This is a genomic window from Pseudoalteromonas sp. MB41 (genome assembly GCF_020966275.1).
Classification (GTDB): domain Bacteria; phylum Pseudomonadota; class Gammaproteobacteria; order Enterobacterales; family Alteromonadaceae; genus Pseudoalteromonas; species Pseudoalteromonas lipolytica.
On sequence record NZ_JAJJZF010000034.1, the window covers coordinates 24,091 to 31,990 of the forward strand.

5 protein-coding genes are annotated in these 7,900 nt (G+C 44.7%); all 5 read left to right on the top strand.

What is annotated here, in order from left to right:
• Positions 1-91 precede the first annotated feature (91 nt).
• On the top strand, positions 92-4,264 hold the full coding sequence (rpoC, locus tag LPA49_RS20480; RefSeq protein WP_036971561.1) for a DNA-directed RNA polymerase subunit beta': 4,173 nt from the start codon (positions 92-94) through the stop codon (positions 4,262-4,264).
• 192 nt (positions 4,265-4,456) lie between these two features.
• Positions 4,457-4,831, top strand: a complete 375-nt coding sequence (gene rpsL, locus LPA49_RS20485; protein WP_002958885.1) for a 30S ribosomal protein S12 — start codon at positions 4,457-4,459, stop codon at positions 4,829-4,831.
• A gap of 97 nt (positions 4,832-4,928) precedes the next feature.
• Positions 4,929-5,399 (top strand): 30S ribosomal protein S7, encoded by a 471-nt coding sequence (gene rpsG / locus LPA49_RS20490; protein WP_036971557.1) that lies wholly within the window; start codon positions 4,929-4,931, stop codon positions 5,397-5,399.
• Between the two features lie 27 nt (positions 5,400-5,426).
• Positions 5,427-7,541: an elongation factor G gene (fusA, locus tag LPA49_RS20495; protein WP_036971554.1), complete on the top strand. Its 2,115-nt coding sequence runs from the start codon at positions 5,427-5,429 to the stop codon at positions 7,539-7,541.
• A 60-nt stretch (positions 7,542-7,601) separates the two neighbouring features.
• Positions 7,602-7,900 (top strand): GTP-binding protein (locus LPA49_RS20500; protein ID WP_230236577.1); only part of this gene is annotated, 299 nt, incomplete at its 3' end.

Consider the following 7,900-nt stretch of genomic DNA (forward strand, 5'->3'; position numbering starts at 1 on the left):
TAGGTGCGGCATAAGCCGCACCTGTTAGGCCGAATAGAATGTAGGGGCGAGTTATTCGCCCTCAAGATTAACCTCCGACAGGAGAGCTAAGGTGAAAGACTTACTTAAGTTTCTGAAGCAACAAAATAAGACCGAAGAATTCGATGCAATTCGCATTGGTCTTGCTTCGCCAGATATGGTTCGTTCATGGTCATACGGTGAAGTAAAGAAACCTGAGACAATCAACTACCGTACTTTCAAGCCTGAGCGCGACGGCTTATTCTGTGCCCGTATCTTCGGCCCAGTGAAAGATTATGAGTGTTTATGTGGTAAATATAAGCGCCTTAAGCACCGTGGTGTTATTTGTGAAAAGTGTGGCGTTGAAGTAACGCTGACTAAAGTGCGTCGTGACCGTATGGGTCATATTGAGCTTGCTAGCCCAGTTGCGCATATTTGGTTCTTAAAATCATTACCGTCACGTATCGGCTTAATGCTAGACATGACACTTCGTGACATCGAGCGCGTACTTTACTTCGAATCATTCGTGGTAACTGAGCCGGGTATGACAACGCTTGAGCGTGGTCAGCTTTTAGGTGAAGAAGAGTACCTAGATGCGCTAGAAGAGCACGGCGATGAGTTTGAAGCGAAGATGGGTGCAGAAGCAGTATTAGACTTGCTTCGTGAACTTGATCTTGGCCAATTAATTGCTGAAATGCGTGAAGAGTTACCAACAATTAACTCTGAAACGAAGCGTAAGAAGATCACTAAACGTCTTAAATTAATGGAATCGTTCCACCAATCAGGTAACAACCCTGAGTGGATGATCATGACAGTACTTCCAGTATTGCCACCTGATCTACGTCCATTAGTACCACTAGACGGTGGTCGTTTTGCGACATCTGATCTAAATGACCTTTACCGTCGTGTTATTAACCGTAATAACCGTCTTAAGCGTCTATTAGATTTAGCGGCACCAGATATTATCGTACGCAACGAAAAACGTATGTTACAAGAAGCGGTTGATGCGCTACTTGATAACGGTCGTCGCGGTCGTGCGATTACAGGTTCTAACAAACGTCCTCTTAAATCGCTTGCTGATATGATCAAAGGTAAGCAAGGTCGTTTCCGTCAGAACTTACTTGGTAAACGTGTAGATTACTCTGGTCGTTCTGTAATCACAGTAGGTCCTACGCTTAAACTACACCAGTGTGGTCTTCCTAAGAAGATGGCACTTGAGCTGTTTAAACCATTTATCTACGGCAAACTTGAGCGTCGCGGCATGGCTACGACTATCAAAGCAGCGAAGAAGATGGTTGAGCGTGAAGTGGCAGAAGTATGGGATGTATTAGACGAAGTAATTCGTGAGCATCCAGTGTTACTTAACCGTGCACCAACACTTCACCGTTTGGGTATCCAAGCGTTCGAACCTGTGCTAATTGAAGGTAAAGCGATTCATTTACACCCATTAGTATGTGCGGCGTACAACGCTGACTTCGATGGTGACCAAATGGCGGTACACGTACCGTTAACGCTTGAAGCACAGTTAGAAGCACGTGCTCTAATGATGTCTACAAACAACATTCTGTCTCCAGCGAATGGTGAGCCAATCATCGTTCCTTCACAGGACGTTGTATTAGGTCTTTACTACATGACGCGTGATCGCATTAATGCGAAAGGCGAAGGTGCAGTATTTAAAGATCCTAAAGAAGCTGAAAAAGCATACCGCAGCGGCAACGCTGAGCTACATGCGCGCGTAAAAGTACGTATCAGTGAGACAATTAAGAATGAAGAAGGTGAAGCAGTTGATTACGTTACTATTGTTGAAACAACAGTAGGTCGTGCGATTCTTTCACTTATCCTACCTAAAGGCATGCCGTTTGAGCTAATCAACCAAGCCCTAGGTAAGAAACAGATTTCTGGCTTATTAAACGAGTGTTACCGTCGTCTAGGTCTTAAAGATACTGTTATCTTTGCTGACCAAGTAATGTACACCGGTTTCCACTACGCAATGAAGTCAGGTGTTTCAATCGGTATTGATGACTTAGTTATCCCACCGGTTAAAGCAGAAATCATTGAATCAGCGGAAGCTGAAGTAACTGAAATCAACCAACAATTCCAATCAGGTCTTGTAACGGCTGGTGAAAAGTACAATAAAGTTATCGATATCTGGTCACGTGTAAATGAAAACTTATCACGTGAGATGATGGCTAACTTATCAAAAGACACGGTAATCAACGCGAAAGGCGAAGAAGAAGAGCAATCTTCATTCAACTCAGTGTTTATGATGGCCGACTCAGGTGCACGTGGTAGCGCCGCTCAGATCCGTCAGTTAGCGGGTATGCGTGGTCTAATGGCACGTCCAGATGGTTCAATCATCGAGACACCAATCACGGCGAACTTCCGTGAAGGTCTAAACGTACTACAGTACTTCATCTCAACGCACGGTGCGCGTAAAGGTCTTGCCGATACAGCACTTAAAACAGCAAACTCGGGTTACTTAACGCGTCGTCTAGTAGACGTTGCACAAGACTTAGTAATCAACGAAGACGATTGTGGCACAGAAGATGGCTTAACAATGAAACCGCTTATTGAAGGTGGTGACGTTGTAGAAGCACTTCGCGAACGTGTACTTGGTCGTGTTGTTGCTGAAGATGTTGTTATTCCTGGTACTAACGAAGTACTTGTTGAGCGTAACATTATGCTTGACGAAAAACTGTGTGACCTTTTAGAAGAGCACTCAGTGGATGAAGTACGCGTTCGTTCAGTTATCACCTGTGATAATGACTTTGGTGTATGTGCTAAGTGTTACGGTCGTGACCTTGCGCGTGGCCACATCATCAATCCAGGTGAGTCAGTAGGTGTTATCGCGGCACAATCAATCGGTGAGCCGGGTACACAGCTTACAATGCGTACCTTCCACATCGGTGGTGCGGCATCTCGAGCGTCTGCTGAGAACAGTGTACAAGTTAAAACTAACGGTACATTGAAGTTACACAATGCGAAGTACGTATTAAACACAGACGGTAAGATTGTTATCACGTCTCGTTCAACAGAGATCACTATCATCGATAGCTTTGGTCGTGAGAAAGAGCGTTATAAAGTACCTTACGGTGCCGTGTTAACAGTACAAGATAATTCGGAAGTTCAAGGTAACGATATCGTTGCTACTTGGGATCCGCATAGTCACCCAATCGTTCTTGAGCATAAGTCAAAAATCTCGTTCAGCGATATTGATGACTCAAATACCGAAGCACAAACAGATGAGTTAACTGGTTTAACACGTGTGGTTGTTAAAGACTTAGGTAAAGTAAATGCGAAAGAACCTAAACTAATCATCGAAAGCGATGAGCGTGGTCTGCAAGAAACACGTCTTCCTTCATTCACAACGATTGAAGTAACAGACGGCGCGACAGCAAACCCAGGTGACGTACTTGCACGTATTCCGCAAGAAGGTTCGAAGACTCGTGATATCACGGGTGGTCTACCTCGCGTAGCTGACTTATTCGAAGCACGTAAGCCGAAAGATCCTGCAATTCTTGCAGAAATCACCGGTACAATTAGCTTCGGTAAAGAAACGAAAGGTAAGAAGCGTCTTGTAATCACGCCAGCAGAGGGTGACGCATACGAAGAGATGATTCCTAAATGGCGTCAACTTAACGTGTTCGAAGGTGAGCAAGTGTCTAAAGGTGAGGTTATCGCCGATGGTCCAGAATCACCACATGACATCTTACGCCTACGTGGTGTAACTCATGTTGCAAACTATATCGTTAACGAAGTGCAAGAGGTTTACCGCTTGCAGGGCGTTAAGATCAATGACAAGCACATTGAGACAATTATTCGTCAAATGCTACGTAAATGTATCATTCTTGACGGCGGTGACACTGAGTTCTTAGCCGGTGAACAAGTTGAAGTGGCACGCGTTAATATCGCGAACCGCGACCTTGAAAAGCAAGGCAAGATCCCAGCTAAATTTGAAATCCAGTTAATGGGTATCACTAAAGCGTCACTTGCAACAGAATCTTTCATTTCAGCAGCCTCGTTCCAGGAGACAACACGTGTCCTTACTGAAGCCGCTGTAAATGGTAAGAGCGATGAGCTTCGTGGTCTGAAAGAGAACGTAATCGTGGGTCGTCTGATCCCAGCCGGTACTGGCTTTGCGTATCACCAAGACCGTTTGAACCGTCGTAAGCAAGGTGAAATCATCGAAGAGCAGACTGTTAGCGCTGAAGAGGCAACTCAAGCATTAACTGACGCACTTAATGCTGATATCTCTGGAAACCAATAATCTCAACTTAATCAATAGATTAAGTAGTCGCGAGGCAGTTATCTGCTGCCTTGCGATGAGTTAAGGTTGACAGGTTAAACTTTGCTCATTAAAATTCCGCCACCCATTTGCCTGCACGTTTTGTAACGAGCATGTAAACAGGGCGGATTTTTTATTTTTTCAGTAGTAATTTTAATTTCAGGAGCTATTTAAATGGCAACTATTAACCAGCTAGTGCGTAAGCCACGTCGTAGCAAGGTTACTAAAAGTAACTCAGCTGCGCTTAAAGCGTGTCCGCAAAAGCGTGGTGTATGTACTCGCGTATATACAACTACACCTAAGAAACCAAACTCTGCATTACGTAAAGTAGCGCGTGTACGTTTAACAAACGGTTTCGAAGTAACATCTTACATTGGTGGTGAAGGCCACAACCTACAAGAGCACAGTGTAATCCTAATCCGTGGTGGTCGTGTTAAAGACTTACCAGGTGTGCGTTTCCACACTGTTCGTGGTGCACTTGACTGTGCAGGCGTAAGCGACCGTCGTCAAGCTCGTTCTAAATACGGTGCTAAACGCCCTAAGGGCTAATGGTTCTCCGTTAGTAAGGCCAAGCACTAAATTTTTAAATTAATTGTTTTGGGTATTGACTCTAAAAGAGCAAACCTGAAGATACCGGAGATACAAAATGCCTAGAAGACGCGTAATAGGTCAACGTAAAATTCTTCCAGATCCTAAGTTCGGATCGGAACTTCTTGCTAAATTCGTTAACGTAGTAATGTTAGACGGCAAGAAATCTACTGCTGAAAAAATCGTTTATGGTGCGTTAGACGTGGCTGCTGAGAAATCAGGCAAGTCGCACCTAGAAATCTTTGAAGCTGCACTTGATAACGTTCGCCCACAGGTAGAGGTTAAATCTCGCCGTGTTGGTGGTTCAACGTACCAAGTACCAGTTGAAGTACGTCCAGTACGTCGCAACGCATTAGGTATGCGTTGGTTAGTAGACGCTGCACGTAAGCGTGGCGAAAAATCTATGGGCTTACGTTTAGCTCAAGAAATCGTTGACGCTGCTGACAACAAAGGCACTGCGGTTAAGAAACGTGAAGACGTTCACCGTATGGCTGAAGCGAATAAAGCATTCGCTCATTACCGTTGGTAATCTGCCCTTAACCTTTAAGAGGATTTTATGGCACGTACAACTCCACTTGAGCGCTATCGTAATATAGGTATTTGCGCTCACGTAGATGCAGGTAAAACCACCACAACAGAACGTGTTCTGTTCTACACCGGTCTTTCTCATAAGATTGGTGAAGTACATGATGGCGCTGCAACTATGGATTGGATGGAGCAGGAACAAGAGCGTGGTATCACAATCACTTCTGCTGCAACAACGTGTTTCTGGAAAGGGATGGACGCGCAGTTTGACGACCATCGTATCAATATTATTGATACTCCAGGGCACGTAGATTTCACTATCGAAGTAGAGCGTTCTTTACGTGTACTTGATGGTGCGGTAGTTGTTCTTTGTGCTTCATCAGGTGTACAGCCGCAAACTGAGACAGTTTGGCGTCAAGCGAACAAATATGAAGTTCCTCGTATGATCTTCGTAAATAAAATGGATCGCACTGGCGCTGACTTCTTAACGGTTGTTAGCCAGGTGAAATCTCGTCTTGGAGCAACGCCTGTTCCAATTCAGCTACCAATTGGTGCTGAAGACGATTTTAAAGGTGTTATTGACCTCATTAAGATGAAAGCCATTAACTGGAATGCCGAAGATCAAGGCATGACTTTCTCTTATGAGGCCATTCCGGCAGACCTTCTTGAGCTTGCAGAAGAATGGCGCTCTCACTTAGTTGAAAGCGCTGCTGAAGCGTCAGAAGAGCTAATGGATAAATATCTAGAAGGTGAAGACCTGACCGAAGCTGAAATTAAATCAGCGTTACGTCAGCGTACATTAGCAAACGAAATTGTTCCCATGACGTGTGGTAGCGCATTTAAAAATAAAGGTGTTCAAGCTGTGCTTGATGCTGTTATTGAATATATGCCTGCGCCAACACAAGTGAAACAAATCCAAGGTATCATTGAAGATGGTACTGAGGAAGAGCGTCCTGCTGATGACAACGCACCGTTTGCAGCACTTGCTTTTAAGATTGCGACAGACCCGTTCGTTGGCACCTTGACCTTCTTCCGTGTTTACTCTGGTACTGTTAAACAGGGTGACGCGGTATACAATCCAGTTAAAAGTAAGCGTGAGCGACTTGGTCGTATCGTTCAGATGCATTCAAACTCACGTGAAGAGATCAAAGTAGTCTATGCAGGCGACATCGCAGCGGCTATTGGTCTTAAAGACGTAACAACAGGTGAAACACTGTGTGATCCGAACTCTATTATTACGCTTGAGCGTATGGAGTTCCCAGAGCCAGTTATCTCTGTTGCGGTTGAGCCTCGCACAATCGCTGACCAAGACAAGATGGGTATTGCACTAGGTAAACTAGCAGCAGAAGATCCATCTTTCAGAGTACAAACTGACGAAGAATCAGGCCAGACTATTATTTCTGGTATGGGTGAACTTCACCTTGATATCATTGTCGACCGTATGAAACGTGAATTCAGTGTTGAATGTAACGTTGGTAAGCCGCAGGTTGCATACCGTGAAGCTATCCGTTCAACTGTTGAAGTTGAAGGGAAGTTCGTACGTCAATCAGGTGGTCGTGGTCAATATGGTCACGTCTGGCTTAAACTTGAACCGATGGATATTTCGGACAACGACGCCCCAATTTACGAATTCGTTAACGAAGTCGTTGGTGGTGCCGTTCCAAAAGAATACATCCCTGCGGTAGATAAAGGCATCCAAGAGCAAATGGCTCAAGGTGTGCTGGCAGGCTACCCATTACTTGGCGTTAAAGCGACTTTATATGATGGTTCATTCCATGATGTAGACTCGAATGAGATGGCATTTAAAATTGCAGGTTCAATGGCGATGAAGAAAGGGGCGCTTGAAGCAAACCCTGCTCTTCTAGAACCAGTAATGAAGGTTGAAGTTATCACTCCTGAAGCAAACATGGGTGATGTAGTTGGTGACTTAAACCGTCGCCGCGGCATGATCGAAGGCATGGAAGAAGCATTCGGTGGTCTTAAGCAAATTAATGCACAAGTGCCACTTTCTGAAATGTTTGGTTATGCAACTGATCTGCGATCTGCAACACAAGGCCGTGCATCTTACTCTATGGAGTTTTTAAAGTATGCAGAAGCCGCTAAGAATGTTGCAGATGCAATAATTGCAGCTCGCGCTGTTATATGATTTAGCTTGTCTGGCCCAATAGTGGGTCAGGCGTTAATTTCTTTATAGGAATTTTTTAAGATGGCAAAAGAAAAGTTTGAACGCGTAAAACCGCACGTAAACGTTGGTACAATCGGCCACGTTGACCACGGTAAAACTACCCTAACTGCAGCAATCACTAACGTACTTGCAAAAGTATACGGTGGTACAGCTAAAGACTTCGCATCAATCGATAACGCTCCAGAAGAGCGTGAGCGTGGTATCACAATCTCAACTTCACACGTTGAGTACGATACACCGACTCGTCACTACGCACACGTAGACTGTCCAGGACACGCCGATTATGTTAAAAACATGATCACTGGTGCTGCTCAAATGGA